Annotated in this window: 14 protein-coding genes; 5 read left to right on the top strand and 9 right to left on the bottom strand. The window is 49.8% G+C overall.

Features of this window, described 5'->3' with window-relative positions:
- Positions 1–33 precede the first annotated feature (33 nt).
- The 3 genes from BFW38_RS05990 (at position 34) to BFW38_RS05980 (ending at position 6,176) form a co-directional block, all read left to right on the top strand.
- Positions 34–1,830: a VRR-NUC domain-containing protein gene (locus BFW38_RS05990; RefSeq protein WP_068997581.1), complete on the top strand. Its 1,797-nt coding sequence runs from the start codon at positions 34–36 to the stop codon at positions 1,828–1,830.
- Positions 1,830–4,184 carry an ATP-dependent DNA helicase gene (locus BFW38_RS05985; RefSeq protein ID WP_068997580.1) on the top strand — a complete coding sequence of 785 codons (2,355 nt, stop codon included), beginning with the start codon at positions 1,830–1,832 and terminating at the stop codon, positions 4,182–4,184. The genes BFW38_RS05990 and BFW38_RS05985 overlap by 1 nt, the downstream gene beginning before the upstream one ends.
- 90 nt (positions 4,185–4,274) lie before the next feature.
- Complete coding sequence (locus BFW38_RS05980) at positions 4,275–6,176, top strand: DUF3413 domain-containing protein (protein WP_068997579.1); 1,902 nt, start codon at positions 4,275–4,277, stop codon at positions 6,174–6,176.
- Positions 6,177–6,277: 101 nt separating this feature from the next.
- Here the strand turns inward: BFW38_RS05980 and BFW38_RS05975 are convergent, their stop codons facing one another.
- Positions 6,278–7,330 carry a glycosyl transferase family 90 gene (locus tag BFW38_RS05975; RefSeq protein ID WP_068997578.1) on the bottom strand — a complete coding sequence of 351 codons (1,053 nt, stop codon included), beginning with the start codon at positions 7,328–7,330 and terminating at the stop codon, positions 6,278–6,280.
- A 119-nt stretch (positions 7,331–7,449) separates the two neighbouring features.
- Between BFW38_RS05975 and BFW38_RS05970 the strand changes: the two genes are divergently transcribed.
- Entirely contained in the window at positions 7,450–8,592 is a 1,143-nt protein-coding gene (locus tag BFW38_RS05970; protein ID WP_068997577.1) for a glycosyltransferase family 4 protein, read from the top strand.
- Here BFW38_RS05970 and BFW38_RS05965 read toward each other — a convergent pair.
- Entirely contained in the window at positions 8,586–9,623 is a 1,038-nt protein-coding gene (locus tag BFW38_RS05965; protein ID WP_068997576.1) for a glycosyltransferase family 4 protein, read from the bottom strand. The two genes, BFW38_RS05970 and BFW38_RS05965, sit on opposite strands and share 7 nt — an antisense overlap.
- 68 nt (positions 9,624–9,691) lie before the next feature.
- Here BFW38_RS05965 and BFW38_RS05960 point away from each other — a divergent pair, with 68 nt between their 5' ends.
- On the top strand, positions 9,692–10,363 hold the full coding sequence (locus BFW38_RS05960) for a YrbL family protein (RefSeq protein ID WP_068997575.1): 672 nt from the start codon (positions 9,692–9,694) through the stop codon (positions 10,361–10,363).
- Between the two features lie 111 nt (positions 10,364–10,474).
- On the opposite strand, the gene BFW38_RS05955 is transcribed toward BFW38_RS05960, so the two are convergent.
- The 7 genes from BFW38_RS05955 to fadB form a co-directional block, all read right to left on the bottom strand.
- Positions 10,475–11,257, bottom strand: coding sequence for a glycosyltransferase family 2 protein (locus tag BFW38_RS05955; RefSeq protein WP_068997574.1), 783 nt, complete (start codon positions 11,255–11,257; stop codon positions 10,475–10,477).
- Between the two features lie 15 nt (positions 11,258–11,272).
- On the bottom strand, positions 11,273–12,664 hold the full coding sequence (locus tag BFW38_RS05950; protein WP_068997573.1) for an O-antigen ligase family protein: 1,392 nt from the start codon (positions 12,662–12,664) through the stop codon (positions 11,273–11,275).
- A complete protein-coding gene (gene waaF, locus BFW38_RS05945) occupies positions 12,661–13,707 on the bottom strand; it encodes a lipopolysaccharide heptosyltransferase II (RefSeq protein WP_068997572.1) in 1,047 nt (348 codons plus the stop codon). Before waaF ends, BFW38_RS05950 begins: the two co-directional genes overlap by 4 nt.
- Before the next feature lie 225 nt (positions 13,708–13,932).
- A complete protein-coding gene (gene thrH / locus BFW38_RS05940) occupies positions 13,933–14,550 on the bottom strand; it encodes a bifunctional phosphoserine phosphatase/homoserine phosphotransferase ThrH (protein ID WP_068997568.1) in 618 nt (205 codons plus the stop codon).
- Positions 14,551–14,654: 104 nt separating this feature from the next.
- Positions 14,655–15,626 carry an HTH-type transcriptional regulator CysB gene (gene cysB / locus BFW38_RS05935; RefSeq protein WP_068997566.1) on the bottom strand — a complete coding sequence of 324 codons (972 nt, stop codon included), beginning with the start codon at positions 15,624–15,626 and terminating at the stop codon, positions 14,655–14,657.
- A 220-nt stretch (positions 15,627–15,846) separates the two neighbouring features.
- A complete protein-coding gene (gene fadA, locus BFW38_RS05930; RefSeq protein ID WP_068997564.1) occupies positions 15,847–17,022 on the bottom strand; it encodes an acetyl-CoA C-acyltransferase FadA in 1,176 nt (391 codons plus the stop codon).
- Positions 17,023–17,083: 61 nt separating this feature from the next.
- Complete coding sequence (fadB, locus tag BFW38_RS05925; RefSeq protein ID WP_068997562.1) at positions 17,084–19,231, bottom strand: fatty acid oxidation complex subunit alpha FadB; 2,148 nt, start codon at positions 19,229–19,231, stop codon at positions 17,084–17,086.
- Positions 19,232–19,605 lie beyond the last annotated feature (374 nt).

Raw genomic sequence — 19,605 nt, 5'->3', positions numbered from 1 at the left:
ATCCACTTGAAAGACTTGTCGTATGATAAAGCCATGACGGACTCACCGATCTCGACCTCTTTGAGTGACCCCCTCTATTATTTGAGCAATGTCCATTTCATTATGGATTGGGTCCTCACCCGCTACGCAGATTGCCTGCATGACGAAGAGTTAGCGCAGTTAAACACCTTCCAGCATCTACCCGAAGCGACCCAGGCGCTCTGGGTACGTTTAGTGATGCGCAAAGGCCTGCATTTTCGACAAGAGAAGTTAAATTATCCCGAAATTGGGGATATCACCGCCGCAGTCGAACCACTATTGAAGGCGCAATGGGTCACGATCAATGCCGAAGTGACTTGGCCTGAGCTATATCGCCTACTCACTAAAGCGGAATGGCAAGCCTGCTTTGAAACACAAGGCGCCGCTCTAGGTCTGACGCGACGCGATAGCAAGCAGCAGTGGTATCAAACGCTGACACCCGACTATGCCGACCAGCAGTCCATCTGGACACAGTGGTGGCCAGAAGCACCTGCACCGCTGCTATCACTTTTGCAGCAGGATCTATTTGAACGCCTCAAGTTGATGTTCTTTGGTAACCTCCACCAAGACTGGTCAGAATTTATCCTGGTCGAGTTAGGTTACCAAACGCATGAGAAAGTGAACTTCACCGCTGAAGATCGAGCTTTTGAAGATCGCGCAACACTCGATCACTACTGGCAGTTACACCAATGGCGAGAAGCGCTTGAGCAGCCCGCAACCTCACCGAGCCGACTTCTTCAGGCGTGTCTGGAGCAATATCCTTCGCCGATCAACAACCCTTGGCTGGAGGAACGTCGTAGCCGTTTGCTCTGGCATATGGGCTTAGCTGCGGATCGACAGCGCGATGAAGCAACCGCTTTGTTAGCCTGGTCTCATAGCCAATATCGTGAAGCGCGTTTGAGGCAGTTGCGGCTGATGGAGCGTCAGGGGGCTTATCAGGAGGCCTGGTCGCTACTCGTTGAAGCCCTTCAGAGCCCCCGTAATCCCGCAGAAAAGCTGGGGTTAGAGCGGATCGAGAAACGCTTAAGCCAAAAGTTGAAACAGCCCATAATTAGCGCAAAAAACGCCACATCGCGGCCTCAAATACCCACAAAGACACTTCAATTGCCGCCCACTACCTCGGTCGAACAGGCGGTTGCTGCCGTACTGGGCAGTGAAAGTCATCCCGTTTATTACACCGAAAACCATCTATTTAATGGGTTATTTGGGCTACTGTTCTGGGATATCATTTTTGCGCCGTTACCGGGGGCCTTCTTCCACCCCTTTCAAGAACGACCAGCCGACCTCTACCGAGCGGACTTTGTACAACGGCGTCAATCGGCCATTCATCAACGGCTTGAGCTGCTGGATACGCCGTCCCCCTTAGCGACTCACAGCCCCTCGCAACCACGCCCAGACGCTTGGCAACAGATGATTCGAGACCATTGGCAGGCCAAACAAGGCATCACCAACCCTTTTGTGTACTGGCCGCTTTGGCGTTCATCGGCTTTACTTGATTGGGCGCTTGAGTGTATTGATGCTCAAACCTTGCAGGTGATCTTCCGTGACCTGTTATCTGATCTACGCCTCCACCGGCGCGGTATGCCCGACTTGGTGCAATTCAGCGCTCAAGGCGAATTAAGCCACCCCGTTACCGGCGCCCCTTGCCATTATCAGCTCATCGAGGTGAAAGGACCGACCGATCGGCTCCAAGACCATCAGACCCGCTGGATTGAACGAGCGCTCACCGCAGGCTTACCGGTCAGTGTTGTGCACGTTCAATGGCTGGCCTCCAATCACCCTATTGCGGCTCAATCCGAAATCGCCTCGTGATGACTTGCTCCGTTTCCGTACGCACACTATGTGCTTTTGTCGCCCGCCAAGGGGATTTAGATCACCGCTACACGCCATCACCCACCTCGCTGGAGGGCATTCAAGGGCATCAGCAACTGGCTCAATCCAGAGGTGCGGGGTTTGAAGCTGAAGTGGCACTCGAAGCCACCTGTGAAGACCTTACCGTTCGAGGCCGTGCCGACGGTCTCTGGCGCCAAGGGCCTTACCAAGCTCAGCCCAAAATAGAGGAATTCAAAACATACCGGGGTGATCTCGCCCGGATGAATCCAGCGCAGCAGGCGTTACACCGAGCTCAAGTGAATGTCTATGGGGCATTATTAGCGCTTGAGATGGACTGTGAGCAGATCACCACAGTCTTGGTTTATCACAATATTGGCAATCAAAAATCGACAGAAGTCCCCATCACTTACTCATCAGAAGATTTGATTGCCAAACTTCATCAATACTGTATCGCTTATAAAGCGTGGGCCGATCAGGAAGCCGCCCATCAAGCAGCGAGAAACCAGGCTTTAAAGCAACTCGCCTTTCCTTATCCGGATTTTCGTCCTCAGCAACGAGTGTTGGCTGAAACAGTCTACAAGGCCATTGCCACGCAGCGCCCGTTATTGATGGAAGCGCCGACTGGGCTGGGCAAAACGCTCGGCACACTGTATCCCAGTCTGATGGCGATGACTTATCAGCAGCTTGATCGTTTATTCTTTCTCACGACACGTAATACCGGTCGTTCACTTGCGCTGAATGCCCTCCACCAGATCCGTGAAGCTCAACCGGATCAAGCATGGCCTTTGCGCATACTGGAGCTCAGTGCCCAGGAACAAAGCTGTGAACATCCAGACAAGGCCTGCCATGGCGATTCTTGCCCGCTGGCGGCAGGCTTCTATGATCGGCTGCCTGAAGCCCGTGCAGAAGCCGTTCAATATAGCGCGGAACTCTCCCAGGCCGCGCTTCGAAAAATCGCCTTGAAGCATCAGATTTGCCCTTATTATCTGGGGCAAGAAATGGCCCGCTGGTGTGATGTCATTATTGGCGACGTCAATCACTACTTTGACCAATACGCCCTGCTCTATGCCCTCACCCGCTTACAAGATTGGCGTGTCACCCTCTTGATTGATGAAGCGCATAACTTAATTGAACGGGTCCGCGGGATGTACAGCCAATCCCTTTATCAGCAGACGCTTTTGAGAAAAAAACGCTCAGCGCCTCATCACTTGAAAAAGCCACTCAATCGGCTGGCACGTCAGTGGCCTGAATTACTCGCGGTGCTCAAAGATCAACAAGCATCCGCAACCGCATCCTCCCCGGCGCCGCAATCGCCCCCAGTGACTAAAAATTCTAAGGCGCCCACACCTATCTGGCAGGACACACTGCCCGACACTTTGCTACCCGCGTTACAAGGCGTGATCAGAGCCCTGACGGATCATCTGAGCGATACCCCCGATGCCATTGATTGGCAGAGTTTATTATTTGAATCGCTCTCATTTGCCCGATTGGCAGAATCTTTTGGGACTCACTCGATCATCGGGATCAGCAAACCAGCCCAAGGGCATGGCCAACTTAACCTGCAAAACCTGATTCCAGCGCCTTTTACTGCACCACGCTGGTCTGCAGCCCATAGCCTAATCCTGTTCTCGGCGACACTTTCACCACCGCAGTGGTATATCGATCTACTCGGCTTGCCCGAGCAAAGCGTCTGGCAAAGCGTCGCCAGCCCCTTTGAAGCAGACCAATTACAACTGAGATTGACACGTCGGATTAGCACACGCTATCGCGATAGAACCCAATCATTAGCGCCGTTGTGTCAGATCATTGCCACGACCTTTGCACAGCAGCCCGGGCAATACTTGGCTTTTTTCTCCAGTTTTAGTTATCTCGATCAGGTGGCGGATTATCTCACCACCCATTACCCTTCATTACCGGTGAGGCCCCAAAGCCGGCATATGAATGACGCCGAACGATCGGCATTTATTCAGCAGTTTGATGAAAACGGTCAGGGTATCGGGCTCGCTGTACTGGGAGGCGCCTTTGCTGAAGGCATTGATCTCCCGGGTCGACGGTTAATTGGCGTTTTTATTGCCACACTGGGGTTACCGCCTTGGAATGATTTCAATGAACGACTGCGCCAACGATTAGAAACACAGTTTGGTCCCGGCAAAGGCCAAGCCTATACTTATGATTATCCGGGATTACAAAAGGTGATTCAGGCGGCAGGGCGCGTCATCAGAACCACGGATGACCGAGGCATCATCGTATTGCTGGATGATCGTTTCACACAGCCACGGATTCAGCAGCAATTTCCACGCTGGTGGCCCTCTGACAATCCGATACTGATATAATTGATTCAATCAAAATAAACCAACAAAATTCGAACTCCTGTTTCAATTTAATGTCATTTCTGTAACTGCATTCTCGTAAGGATCCCCCCCTTGACCCAGCGTACTTTACCTCTTGGCCAACGCTTGCATTGGCTGAGCTTATTTATATTAGCCAATAGCGTATTAGCACTATTGGCTGGCTTAAAGTTCTTTGGTTGGATGCCGTGGCCTTATTCATTCTGGGGTTGGAGTTACCTGCTAACCGCTCTCCCGGGGCACTACTGGCTACTGACCTGCTTACTGATGTTGCCCACCTGCCTGATGGCTTTGATCATTCCCTGGCGATGGCCACTGCTCCTACTGACAGCCCTCACCGCCAGTAGCGGCATGATGATGCTGATGATTGATAGCCTGGTGTTTGATCAATACCGCTTTCACATCAATGCGTTTGTTATCGATTTGTTGCTAAGCGATCCCAATGGCCAAATCATCAGCTTTTCAATCGGCACCTGGTTGACTGCCGTCGCCGTCCTCGTGGGGATTATCGGTATTGAAATCGGTCTGGCTTGGGGGCTTTATCGCCATACGGTTCAGCGTTACGCCACCTTGAGCAACACGTCAGACCCAAAAGCAACGCGCAGCACGGCCCGATGGCACTTAGTCGCCTTTCTACTTTTGTTAAGCAGCCATTTGATCCATCTGGTGGCCGACGCACGCTTTATCCAAGATGTGACCCGCCAACCACGCTTCTATCCGCTCATGTTTGCCACCACAGCTCAGAGCTTCATGGAGAAGCACGGTTGGTTGGACACGGAAGCCCGAGACCGTCAGGCCAAGTTACAAAGTGATCAAGGCGCGCATGATTTAGCTTATCCTAAAACGGCTCTCGAATGCCGTCCCAATGCCAACCCGCCCAACATTCTGATCATTATTCTGGACTCTTGGCGAGGTGACAGCCTAAGCGCGTCAATCTCACCGAATATCCAACGCTTTTCAGACCAGTATGGCTGGACATTCACTCAAAACATGAGTGCCAGCAACAATACTCGGGGAGGTATTTTTTCATTAATGTACGGCCTGCCGCCACTGTACTGGCACGTCATGATGAACAACACCATTCCCAGCCAGTTCGTCACCACCTTACAACAGCAAAATTATGACTTAGGTATTTTTGCCAGTGCCAAACTCAATAAGCCGGAGTTTGACCGAACGGTATTTGCTAGCGTGCCGGATCTTCGCATGACCTCTCAAGGAGACAGCCCTAGCGAGCGCGATGCGCAACTCACACAGGATTGGCTGAAATGGCTGTCATCACAGCAGTCGAGCGCTAAGCAAAAGCCTTTCTTTGGCTTTCTGTTCTATGACGCGCCCCATGGTTTTGATTACCCAGACGATGCCCCAGCACCTTTCCAGCCCGCTTGGAGTGAGGTCAACTATCTGAAGCTCAATAACAACACCGACCCGACAGGTTTCATCAATCGCTATCGCAATGCGATCCATTTTGATGATCAACTGGTGGGACAGGTCTTGAGTGATTTAGAAAAGAGAGGCCTTCGGGAGAATACTTGGGTCATTATTACCGGTGACCATGGACAAGAGTTTAATGACCTCAAGCAGAACTACTGGGGGCATAATAGTAATTTCAGTCGTTATCAGCTCCATACGCCCATGATCATCGCTGCACCTGGCCATACACCGAATCAACTGGACCAACTGTCTTCACATTTGGACGTTGTGCCCACACTGATGACTGAAGCCTTGAACTGCCAAAATCCAGCCAGTGACTATAGTCTTGGCCACAACATGCTGTCGCCCGACTATCATCGGGACAACTTAATGTTTGGCAGTTATCTGGCTTATGGTATGGCCAAAGACAGCACGAAGCTGGTCATTGATGATCATGGACAACATACGGTTTATGATGCGGCTTATAAAGCGAAGGACGATCAGTCACTACCGGCCTGGACGATGAGATTAATGCAACAAATGCGCCAGTTTTTCAAAACGGAATAACCCTAGACCACTCATCCCATGATCAGATGCTCATGATCATGGGGGGAGAGTGTTCATTTAGTGTGAACACGTACAGCCCGGCCCTGACTTAGTTTTAGCCTTCAGCGGTGGGGCTGCATGTTCATCATCAATGGTACCAACCCATCACTCCCTTGTGTCACCGAATCAGCCAATGGTATCTGCCCTGAAAGATGGGCATAACGCATGAGCACCTGAAGTGCGATCAAATCCTCAATATCAGGATCTTGGAAACGCGCCACATGGGCATGGGCATTTTGAATAATCGTCTGCGCGGCTTCAGGGTGACGGGTGTAATAATCTAACTGATCTTCAAGATCAGAAAAGTCATCCGCAATCGGGACATAGTGGACATGAGGTTGTAATGTCCCCTCCATAAACCACGTTTCATAGCGGGGCGCAGGCATCACACAGAGTGAATTGGAAGCCATAATCCATTTTAGATTAGTGGCGACATCCTTCCCTTCTAAACTCAAAATGAAGCGATAGCGCAACTGCTCTGGAATACTCATTCTCGCTTTGTACCAAGGCTGCCCTTTGGAACGCTGATGAACGTCCCCCACATCACAGAGTGAATGCCCATAATAACGCCTTAAAAAAGCGAGACGGTGTTCATGATTACACTTTCCACGCCACACCAGCATGGGTTTCTTATCTAAAAAAGACAGTCGATCTTTAGGCCAGTAATAATGACGCACTTGGTTGAGCTTCATCAAAATGCTATGGCGATGATCAATATGAATCGGCCGACTTTTGACAATCGTCGGCTGATCCGGAACCGTCGTCACATCACCAAACTGATAAGGCACCACCAGCTCTTCGCCGTATAATCGCAAAGACCTTTTAAAATCAAGAAAGTACGACCAACTTTGGCCATATGGAAAACGTGCCAATCGATCGGGAACCGAATCCGGCCTTCCTGAGTTCGTCGCTGTGACCGGTCGATCAAGTTGGTTATAATAAGAGGCACGCACTCTAATCTGGTCTATTTCATCATCGCTTAAAGCGCCAGCACGCCTCTCTAAGCGTTGAATATCACGCTGATTGCACCCGTCAGGCCGCACCCAATGATGGATGCCACGCATATAGTGCTTCACTTTGAATAAATTCTTATGGGCGTAATCGAGCCAGTTCATAGTTTATGTCTCAACAGGGCTTTAACACGACCTTAATGAGGCATTATGAAAATCTGACAACACCCTGGTGACGCCACGGTGACAAATTCCCTTATCTCGACACAGGGTACGGTTGTAAAATGACAAGCCACACATCAGCCCCTCTTGCGGCGATTGCCATTCGGCAGGTTGAAAAAAATACGGGAGCCAGTCGAGTTGCGCTGGGGCAAATTGAGGCCTTACGACAGCTCGGTTACCAGGTGGTCATTTTAGCTGAAAAAGGCGATGCCGAGCGGGTCGCTCAAGCGGGCGCTCAGCTCAAGAAATTATGGCGCTGGCCTTTTAAAGGTGCTTTTCGCCGCTTCTGGTTTAACCGACGCGTTCAAGCTTGGTGTCAACGACATCACCCTCAATTACTCGTCAGTCACGGTGATGTCGTCAGCCCTGATGTTGTATTCCTGCACAATTGCGTTCACTTAGCGCAATCACGTATCCATGGAACCCACTTACCTCCCCATCATGAAGTCGCGGCTATGCATGATTTCATTTTGAATAGCCCAAACCAGGCCACTATTGCGGTCAACTCCAAGATGATGGGGGATGAACTACAGCAGCGTTATCAGATTCCGGCAACGCGTATTAAGGTCAACTATCCCGGCTATGATGCCGCGCAGTTCAATCTCGACACGGCACAACAACTCCGCGAGCCACAACGTGAACAACTCGGTCTCTTACCCCACCAACAGCTAGTTGGCCTGATCACTTCAGGTAATTTCAAAAAAAGAAATGTCGATGGCTTTATTCGCATCGCCAGCGAAGTAGTCAAACAAGCGGCGGATGCCGATAAGATACGTTTTCTGGTGGTCGGCAAAGATGACGCAGCCCCCTATCAAAAACAGTGTGAAGAGGCCGGTTTACAGCAACACTTTATTTGGCTAACCCCTCAAAATAATGTTGAAGCCCTCTATGCGGCCCTGGATTTATTTGTCTTGCCTGCTCATATCGAAGAGTTTGGGTGTGTGGCGCTAGAGGCCATGGCCTGTGGGACGCCCGTCTTATTATCAAGCTGGGTCGGTGCTTCAGAGATATTGAAGAATCATGATTCAAGCTTGGTTTTATCGGATGATAACGAACAGCAATGGGCCTCTCGCATTAACGATATCCTCAACACACCCACGCGTGTCGCTCAAGGCCATGCGCTTGCGACCTTGGCGACTCAATACTCACATCAACACCAATACGACAAGTTGAAAGCTTTATTTCAATCATTGATCAATCACTGATCGGCAATACTTGAATAAAGCGCAGCATACTGGCGTGCCATCGCCTCTGGTGTAAAGTCAGTCAGGTGAGCTTTTGCATTGACAACTAAACGCTGTCGCAAAGGCTCATCATCCAACAGGCGACCTAGTGATTGGGCCAACGCCTTGGCATCATCAGGGGGTACCAATAAACCTGTTTGCTCATGTAGCACCACATCAGGAATGCCCCCGACCTCACTGGCGACAATGGGCACACCGCAGTCCATAACATCCAGCAGAGTGGACCCCAACCCTTCATTACGAGAAGGAAAAGCGAACAGATCGAGCCCTGCCAAATAATCCCCAATATTCGCCTTGAACCCCATCCATGACACATTAGGCAGATCCGACGATTCTGCTTTCAAAGCGGCTTCATCGTCACCTTGACCAAAAAACAAAAATTGAACATCAGGGTGGCTCGACAACATCAAGCGCGCAGCCTCAATTAATACCCGCTGGCCTTTATGTTTATCGACCAAGGCGCCAGCATGTCCAATCAGGCGCTTTCCAGGAAATGCCGCTCGGAATGATGTGGTCACATCAGGGGAATGAGTGAGATGTGCCATCGTACTGGGAATCCTAACAACCTCACCCCACCCCTTTGCGACCAGCAATGATTGTATCAACGAAGAAATCGCCACACGGGCATCGGCTTGCTGGTAACTTTTTCGATTCAACCATTTCGACTTTACTGGTACATCAACACGCCTGGTGATCACATAAGGGGTCGAAAATAGTTGGTGATGTAACCAAGCCCAGTGAACCGCCTTCGCTTCATGCGCATGGATAACATCGGCATCTCGTATGCCCATATGGCCTGCCAACTGGTGCCGAGCTGAGGCAAACCTTACCCCATCGACAGCACCCAAATGTTCGATCATAGGAGAATCTGGCTGGCAGACTAATGTCTGTTGGAGAGAGGGCAAAAGATGGCTTAATGCCTCAATCAGAAGCTCGGTTTGACGCTCACCACCTCGAAAACCTTTAGCCAAATTCACATGAACAAGATGCAAAACTGATTACTCCGAAAATGATCCATCGCATCATAGGAGAAAGGAGTCACAAGCATTATCCTCCCCTTTTGAAACGACGTTTTAGTGATATTGAGGTACAATCATCCCCTCATCATGAAACATCAAAAAACAACTTATTGCTTTATTTCTACACATTACGCCCACCAGGCTTAACTATGATCCAACTTTCTCCCTCGTTACTCATTGGTAAGGGTACGGAACGGCTTTGTTACCAGCACCCAGATGATCCCCAAAAATGTATCAAAGTGACGCACAATAAGGCTCACAGCAAACATCAGAATGAAAAAGATGCGGTTTATTATAGGGTACTAAAAGCACGCCATATCCCCTTCACTCATATCCCACAATGCTATGGCTGGATAGAAACGAGCCTAGGTTCAGGATTGTGTTTTGATTTAATCAAGAGCGATTCAGATCAGACACTACCTTCGCTTAATCAAGGTTTAGAGGATCATACGTTCTCACTTAATGAGATACGTCCCGCCTTAAATCAACTTTATCAATACCTGTATCAATACCGTATTTTCACCAGTGACCTTCGAGAAACCAATATCATATGTCAGCCTAAGGGCACATCATGGCACTGCTTCTTAATTGATGGCCTTGGTGATCGAGACTTTATTAAGCTCGCAGCCCACTCAAAATGGCTAGGCCATTTGAAAGTCAATCGACAGTGGCGAAAATTCGAAAAACGCTTAGAAAAATGGCGACCATCGTGAGGCCACTCGAGTCAGGCTTACCCAACTGAGCTAGCATCAGGTGATGATCTTTGAAAAAAGAGCATCACCATCAAATGCTGAATCAGTGTGATGGATCAAGCCCGTGCCATCTCACCAAACACGATCAAAGTCTTCTGCCTCAAGCACTTTGGGATCGCGCTGGTATTCCAATAATTTGGCATATTTGAGATAGCTATTAAGCCCTGAGCTGATCGCAATGGTGAGGCCATCAACCCCACCCAGGCACCCCCGCTGGAAGAGATATTTCCGCAGAAAAGCATTCATACCATGAAGAAAAGGAGAGAAAGCGTTCGCGCGCTTCCCTTTTTGATACATAATTTTTGCCGCTCGACCACTGAAGTTTCGGCCCGGCTTAGCAAACAGTTGACCAATATTCTCAAATGAAAAGTGAAGAATATCGGCCTGTATCGGTTTCACTTGCTGGGCCTGCACTTTTGCGTGCTGCTTCACATCCGCAAAACGGGCTCGGCGCTTATCATACAAACGAGTACAAAAGTCAGGGTACCAGCCACACTGACGGATCCAGCGTGAACCAATCATATTGCGCCGACGAAAGGCATACGCATCAGGCCCATCATCACCCAGGTCTAAGGACTGAATCGCAGACACCATCTCATCAGTAAGACGCTCATCAGCATCCAGACTCAACACCCAATCATGTTGCACATGGTTTAAAGCCACATTCTTCTGAATTCCATCACCCAGATAAGGCTGATGGATCACCTTGGCGCCTAAAGACGCTGCAATCTGTACCGTATCATCAGTACTGCCAGAGTCGACGACCACGACGTCATCACACACTTGCTGCATTGAACGAATGCAATCGGCAATATTACGCGCTTCATTGAGCGTAATAATATTCGCTGAAATCATGACAGAGTTAACTCCTTATCGACCCAAAGACTCATATCGACCCAAAGATTCACTAGCGCCAGTAGTTTGAATAGGCCGTATTTTTTGCCAGTAGGGCCTCCATAACAGCGTCAGCATTCCACCGATAACGACATTGAATGCAAACACTCCTGTCCAAAAATTCAGATAAGCTTCGAATGCATTCATGCAGCTCCAGAAGATCACAAACAACGCCATAAACAGCATCATGTCAGTGGCCAGATGACCTCTTCGCCATGCTTGATAAGACTGCCAGCAGAGCCAAGACAACCAGGCGAGATACCACACCAAGCCGATCAAGCCATAGTTCACCCACATCTCAATATAAATATTATGTAAGTGACCAAACTCATGACGAACGGCTTCGGGCAACCAAGCAGTATGCGCCATCACCAAAGATCGACCATTCCCTCCCCAACCGAGCAGAGGACGCTGCTGGATAAACTCCCAAGCCGCATTCCAGGAGTGAATACGAATACCGATACTTGAGTAAGGCAAACTCTGAATATGACCAGACAATAACTGGCTAATAACCCCTGACTCAGTCATCAGTCGCTTCGCTAGGATGTCATAACTCCCCCAGACCAAAATGGCCAACAGTAGCAATACACCCAAAGCCGGTATCAAAAAGCGCTTTTGAGCCCAATGTTGACGTTGCTGCCATACCAAAACCATAGCGCTGAAGACGACACAAAGCCCAAGCCCCAGCCAAGCCGCTCGGGTTTGACTTAATACAACGACAAACAGCACCATGATAAAAACAAGTGTCCAGAGCGCGCCTCGAAGCAAACGATAGCGCCCCTTCTGCAGTAATCTCGGTGCGAAAACAGCGAGCCCAATCGCGACGATGCCGTAAAAAAAGCCTGTGTGCTGAGCATTACGGATCCCCATATCAATACGTTCACCATTGAGGCCCGCAATAAACTCCGGCCAACCGCCCCCGCCGATCCAAGGCGACAGCACGACGGTCAGTGCCACTAACCCCCAGAAGACCAATACATTGCGCTCAAAACCGCCTAGCCACCAAGCGACAAGCAAACAGACAAAACCTCGTGCCATACGGTCAATTTTGGGATAAGGCTCAGCCCAGTCAGGGTGGAAAAACTGGCTGCCTCCCCAGCTCAACAACTGGATCAGGATGATGGCCCATAAGAACCCAAAGGCCGTACTGCGGCCCACACCTTGGCCATAACGCGCGACACACCATAATCCGGTTAAAGCCAATAGCGGCTCAGCGATGCGTGCCACCTCGTCAAAATGAATCTTGGTCACGCCATACAATAAAGTAAGGCAGACACCCAAGATCCACCAATAAACGGTTGGTTGAGTCGTACGCGGCCACTGCCATAACCCCATATCAGAACGCGAGAAGGAAGAAGATTGACTCACAAGGACACACTCCGAATAGACGAAGAAATGGCACTCATGACCTGAGACACAGGTAAGTCGACGAGACATTGCCGATGCCCTAAAGGACATTCCCGCTTGAAGCAAGGTGCGCAATCGAGTGCTAACCAATGGATGGTCGCGTGGGATGTCAAAGGGGGCGTAAACTTAGGTGATGACGAGCCATAAAGGGCTTGAATATGAGTGCCCACAGCGGCCGCCACATGCATTAATCCCGAATCATTGGTGACGGCTTGTTCTGCCCATGCCAATAAGTCAACGGCATCTGCCAGCTGGGTCAGACCACATAAGTTATGTAGATGCGGATGCCCTGAGCTCACAATCGTTTCACCGGCCGCTTTATCTTTAGGCCCACCAATAATCCAGACTTGATAGCCTTGCTCGAGTAAAGACTCAGCCAACTGCTGAAAGTGCGTTAAGGGCCACTGCTTGGCAGGGCCATATTCCGCACCGGGCATCATGGCAATCGCAGGCCGATCGACTGCTAAGCCCAGCTGCTGGATCAAACGCTGTTGATTGTCACCATCGACATCAAGCTGAGGCTCAGGGCAGATCAGATCACTCCCCTCAGCAAGCCCCAAGGATACGAAACGCTTAACGGTTTGATCAAGGCGGGTCTTATCTAAATGGCGACGCTCATTGAGCAGCCCATAGCGTTGTTCACCATGGAACCCTATACGCTTAGAAATACCGGCCGCCAGTAAGGGTAATGCCGACTTCCATGAGCGTGGCAGTACCAGCCCTTGCGTATAATGACGGGATCTTAGCTGTCGGCCTAAGCGCCAGCGCGTGGCCAACGACCATTGGCCATGGCCCAAAAGCAAAGGAATCGTTTCATTCACTTCAGGCATCCGCGCCAGAATCGGCTCGGACCACCCCGGCGCAATCACATCAATCAGGCATTCAGGGTGACGCTGGCGTAACACTTTAAAAAGTGATTGCGCCATCACCATATCCCCGACCCAGGAGGGTCCTACCACCAAAAAGCGCTCATGCGATGAGGTGGGAGGCGTTAAATCAGACATGCGAAATCCTGCATCGGCACAACAAAGCCGCAAGGATATCACAGACTTAATCACCTGCCCCACAGAAATGGCACAGGCGATCAAGTCAACGATGATCGGTCAGCGATCTTAATCACCTGCCCCACAGAAATGGCACAGGCGATCAAGTCAACGATGATCGGTCAGCGATAAGCACAACACATCAATGATGACCGTCGTAATGATGACCGCCGTATCCGCCGTCCATCACAGAGATAAAGGGCGATCACTGGCTTTGATGAAAGCCGCTTCCAGGTCATCATAAGTATGAACAGCAGGGAATTGGGGAAACTCGTCAATCACGTTTTGCGGTGCATGGAATAAGATGCCAGATTCTGCTTGTCCCAGCATGGTCGTGTCATTGTAAGAATCGCCTGCGGCGATCACACGATAATTCAGCAGCTGGAAAGCCCTAACACTCTGCCGTTTGGGATCACGTTGACGCAGTTTATAATCCACCACACGTCCGTCATCATCAACGACCAGTTTATGACACAACAAAGTGGGGTAACCGAGCGGTTTCATCAACGGCATCGCGAATTCATAAAACGTATCAGATAAAATCACCAGCTGAAAACGCTCGCGCAACCACTGAACAAAATCAACAGCCCCTTCAAGAGGTTCTAGCTCAGCAATGACCGCTTGAATATCCGGTAATTTCAAACCGTGTTCATCCAGCAATCTGAGGCGCTGACGCATGAGCACATCATAGTCGGGCACATCACGCGTTGTGGCCTTAAGCGCGTCAATCCCTGTTTTCTCAGCAAATGCAATCCATATTTCTGGAATCAAAACACCTTCCAGATCAAGACAAGCCAATTCCATAACATAATCCTTGAACTGATTTTAAACGACTGTAATGACCACTGATCATCTCATCGTCCAGCCAATACTTGGCTTTTGACAGCCAGTGACTGCACGATAAAACGCTAGCGAGCCGGAAGCACCAAATCAGCAAATAGCTGCTCAAGCGCGCCGCGGTTACTGGCCGTCAAAGCCTCATCGATTTTGTCTCGATCCAAGTGAGGCGCCAGCTTCTCAATAAAGTGGTACATGTAACCCCGCATAAAGGTACCACGTCTCAACCCTAATCGGGTCACGCTAGGCGCAAACAAATGACTGGCCTCAATCGCCACCAAGTCATCATCGCGCTCATCGGCGGCCATATGCGCGACAATACCAACACCAACACCGAGTCTCACATAGGTTTTAATGACATCGGAATCCGCCGCCGTAAATGCAATTCTGGGCGTTAACCCCTCGATATCGAACGCTTCATCCAGCTTGGAACGCCCAGTAAAACCCGCCACATAAGTCACAATGGGATAATCGGCCAAGGCTTCCAATGTCAACGTGGACACACTCGCCAAAGGATGATCTTTAGGCACCAGAACACAACGGTTCCAGCTATAGCATGGCATCGTGACCAAATCGTTATAACTGGCGATCGATTCGGTTGCGATTGCAATATCCGCATCCCCATCAACCACCATTTGTGCAATCTGAGGCGGCGTTCCCTGCTTAAGGTTTAATGTGACATCGGGATAGCGCTGCATAAACTGCTGAATGACCGACGGCAAAATATAACGCGCCTGAGTATGGGTCGTCGCTAGTGTTAAACTACCCCGTCGCTCATCATTAAACTCTTGAGAAACACGCTTGATATTCTCGACCTTTTGCAACACCTGACCGGCCAAATCAATGACCGCTTGTCCCGCCGGTGTAATACGAGTTAAGTGCTTACCACTACGAGCAAAAATCTCAACCCCTAACTCATCTTCTAAAAGACGAATTTGCTTACTGATACCTGGCTGCGATGTAAATAAACTCTGAGCGGTTGCCGAAACATTTAAATCATGGTGGGCCACTTCCCAGATATAACGCAGCTGCTGGAGCTTCATAGCCAGTCACTCCTGATAATGACAGTCAAGACCAATCAAGTTGGAATAAAAATTAATTTTAAAATTACCGCAAAGCATATCTGCGGATGACTGACATCGCAAGTATTCCACGAAATGAGCATAAAAAAACCGGCCCTAAGGCCGGTTTTCATGGAGCAACCTTGCTTACAGCAGCATTGCTTTGAAGAGGTCAACATTCACCATTAGTCAACATTCACCATTAAAGCCGCTCAAACACAGTGGCGACCCCTTGGCCCATACCAATACACATGGTCGCTAAACCCAAGGTTGTGTCCTGCTGCTGCATGACATTCAGGAGTGTCGTGCAAATACGTGAGCCAGAACATCCCAATGGGTGGCCCAGCGCAATGGCACCACCATTGAGGTTAACCTTCTCTTCCATTTGATCAAGCAGCTTCAGATCTTTCAGCACAGGCAGGCCCTGAGCGGCAAAAGCCTCGTTAAGTTCAACCGTTTCAATATCGGCAACCGTTAATCCTGCAGCTTTGAGCGCCTTTTTAGTCGCCGGAACGGGGCCATAACCCATAATAGAAGGATCACAACCCGCAACACCCATCGATCGAATTTTGGCTATCGGCTTCAAGCCCAAAGCTTGTGCCTTTTCCCAGCTCATCACCGCCATCGCCGACGCGCCAACGGATAATGCCGATGAGGTACCGGCTGTCACGGTTCCATTCCGTGGGTCAAATACCGGCTTTAATGTGCCTAAAGTCTCAACTGTGGTTTCAGGGCGAATCACTTCATCCTGAACAATCAGTTTTCGCATACCGTCAGCATCATGCCCTTCAACACCCACGATCTCATTGGCAAACCGCCCCTCAAGCGTTGCTTCATGAGCGAGGCGGTGAGAACGAGCCCCAAATTGATCTTGCTGTTCGCGAGAGATGCCATGCATTTTGCCCAGCATTTCAGCAGTCAGCCCCATCATCATCGCGGCCTTAGCCGCATACTTACTTGCCCCCGGATTCACATCAACACCATGGGCCATCGGCACATGATCCATATGCTCGACACCACCAATGATGTAAAAATCACCTAAGCCCGCCTGAATATTAGCCCCAGCAATATGCAGCGCCGTCATGGATGAACCACAAAGGCGGTTAACCGTCTGAGCCGGTACCGTTTTCGGCATCCCGGTCATGATGGCCGCATTACGAGCAATGTTCATGGATTGCTCAAGGGTCTGATTCACACAGCCCCAAATGACATCCTCGACCTCATTCGGATTTAACTCAGGGTGGCGGTCAAATAGCGCCTGCATCACTGATGCGGACAGATTTTCAGCACGAACATGACGAAAAGCGCCGTTTTTGGCTTTTCCCATCGCAGTTCGAACGCCATCGACGATGACAATATCGCGTGGTTGAAGACTCATGTGCTCTAACTCCTCGGATTCGAATACTCAAGGCCTCACAAGGCCTTGCAGCGATGATGAATTAAGCGTAAAAACGCTCGCCTTTGGCGGCCATATCACGCAACTTCTGTGTCGGCGCATAAAGCGGGCCCAGTTCAGCCAGTGAGTCTGCCAATTGAACGAACTGATCAACGCCCATCGCATCGATATAACGCAGCGCTCCACCACGGAACGGCGGGAAACCAATACCATAAATCAGCGCCATATCCGCTTCAGCTGGGGTGCCCACGATGCCATCTTCAAGGCAACGTACGGTTTCCAAGCACAAGGGCACCATCATCCGGGCCACAATTTCATCGTCAGAAAACTCTCGCGAATCCTGAATAAGCGGTTTCACCAAGGCATAAGCCTCTTCATCCACTTGTTTTTTCGGTTTACCCTTGCGATCTTCCTCATAGCGATAAAAACCCAGCTTGTTTTTCTGACCCAAACGCTCGTGCTCAAACATCACATTAAGCACTGTCTTGCTGTCACGAGCCATACGATCAGGGAAGCCTTCAGCCATCACCGCATTGGCATGGACAGCGGTATCCAAGCCGACAACATCAAGCAAGTAAGCAGGCCCCATCGGCCAACCAAACTTCTCCATCACTTTGTCGACGCGCTGGAAATCAGCCCCATGCTCCATCAACCCCATAAAACCACCGAAGTAAGGAAACAGCACCCGGTTCACCAAGAACCCAGGGCAATCATTCACCACAATCGGGGTTTTACCCATTTTTCGAGCATAAGCGACTGTCGCGGCCACCGCCTTATCTGATGTTTTTTCGCCTCGAATCACTTCGACTAGCGGCATACGATGCACGGGATTAAAAAAGTGCATACCGCAGAAGTTCTCGGGACGTTTGAGGTTCTCAGCCAAGGCATTAATGGAAATCGTCGAGGTATTCGAGGTGACAATCGCATCGTCAGCCACATTGGCCTCGACCTCGCTCAACACACTGCCTTTAATTTTCGGATTCTCAACTACGGCTTCAACGACCAGGTCGACATCGCCAAAATCACCATATGACAATGTAGGTCGGATCGCATTGAGCGCATCCGCCATCTGCTCGACCGTCATTTTGTTGCGTTCAACACGTTTTGCCAGCAACTTTTTGGCTTCATTCAGACCCAACTGCAAGGCATCTTCACGAATATCTTTCATCATAATCGGCGTCCCTTTGGAGGCCGATTGATACGCTACACCGCCGCCCATAATACCGGCACCAAGCACCGCTGCCTTCTCTACGGGTTGGGCTAATTGCTCATACTGGCTGGCTTTTTTCTTCACCACCTGGTCATTCATAAACAAGCCCACCAAATTAAAAGCGACATCGGTCATCGCCATTTTGGCAAAGGCTTTAGCTTCAATGTGCTGGGCCTTCTCTCGATCAGCCGTGGCCCCTTTTTGAATCACCTTAATCGCTTCAATCGGCGAGGGATAATGTGGCCCAGCTTTACCCGCGACATAGCCTTTAGAGGTTTCAAACACCATCATGGCTTCAATCGGGTCAAGTTTTAAAGGCGATGCTTTCTCGGCTCGACGAGCCTGCCAATCAAGCTGTCCAGCATTCGCCTGAGCCAGAATATCCAAAGCAGCGTCTCGTAACTTGTCCAACTCTACAACCGCATCCACAGCGCCCACTTTCAACGCTTGATCCGCTTTGTTTTCAGTACCACCACAAATCCATTCGATCGCATTATCTGCCCCAATGATGCGAGGCAAACGCACACAACCACCCCAGCCAGGCAAGATCCCTAACTTGGTTTCAGGTAAGCCAATCTTGGCTTTTGGCGCCATAACCCTGAAATCAGTGGTGAGCGTCATTTCACATCCACCACCAAGTGCTAACCCATTAACCGCCGTAACTGTGGGAAAGGGCAAATCTTCAATCGTATTAAAAAGGGTATGGACCTTCTGGTTCATCTCAACCAAATAGTCTTCACCCTTATCAAAGATCTCATGAAACTCTTTGATATCAGCCCCAACAATAAAGGCCTCTTTGGCACTGGAAATCAGCAACCCTTTCAGCTCATCTGTACGCTGAATGGCGTCTACCGCCTCACCCAGCTCGCGAATCACCGCACTACTTAATTTATTAATCGACTCACCCTTCAAATCGAAGGTGAGCTCAGCGACCTGGTCACCGACGGTCTTTACCGAAATGGCATCGCCTTGGTAAATCATGGACTGATCTCCAGCTCAAATAAAACGACTCAATGATCTTCCCATTAAATCTTATGCCAATCTGAAACTAACGTTTGTAGGTTGATAATCTTCAAATCAATCATCAGTCAGGACAAAGATTCATACGGGCGTTTGATACACTCAACCTTCAGATAAAACATCACTGCTGTCAATAGCCCACACGCCACTTCAGCCTAAGGTCGAAACCTATATTCACAAAATCGCGGCGTTAGCCCTATTACTCACACCAGAATTCTCACCTTCACCAGAGTAGCCCAATATATGTCATGGTTTTTAATGCCAGGTAAAAACAGTGGTTCACAAATGCTTAAGCACCTTTTAGCATGCTAACTGCACATTGATTAATGGGACTG

This window comes from Terasakiispira papahanaumokuakeensis (genome assembly GCF_001709345.1).
GTDB classification, from domain to species: Bacteria; Pseudomonadota; Gammaproteobacteria; order Pseudomonadales; family Halomonadaceae; genus Terasakiispira; species Terasakiispira papahanaumokuakeensis.
The sequence above is the reverse complement of the archived record's forward strand: the minus strand, read 5'-3'. Positions and strand labels throughout refer to the sequence as shown.